This is a genomic window from Micromonospora deserti (genome assembly GCF_003236335.1).
GTDB lineage: Bacteria > Actinomycetota > Actinomycetes > Mycobacteriales > Micromonosporaceae > Micromonospora > Micromonospora deserti.
In genome coordinates this window covers 1-248 of sequence record NZ_POUB01000613.1, presented here as the reverse complement: position 1 = coordinate 248, position 248 = coordinate 1, and the positions used below count along the sequence as shown (strand labels likewise).

General features: G+C 57.3%; 1 pseudogene. It reads left to right on the top strand.

Features of this window, described 5'->3' with window-relative positions:
• A pseudogene (locus C1I99_RS35435) lies at positions 1-95 on the top strand (IS982 family transposase); the annotation flags it as partial.
• Between the last annotated feature and the right edge of the window lie 153 nt (positions 96-248).

Sequence of the window (248 nt, the reverse complement as noted above, 5' to 3'; positions counted from 1 at the left end):
CCGGCCAGCGCCTGCTCGCGATGGCCACCTGCATCTGGCACAACACCAACATCGGCGAACCCAGAAAACGATCACTCATCGCGTACGACCATTGACCAGCCAGGACATCGGACTCAATCATCTAGGCGGTGTTTCATAGGTGTTGAGGAAGTTGCGGCGCGTCGGTGATCAATAAACGGCGAGGTCTCCGGTAGATGATTCTTCGACCAAGAAGACCTGAACACCGGAGACCTCGTGGCCAGCGTAGC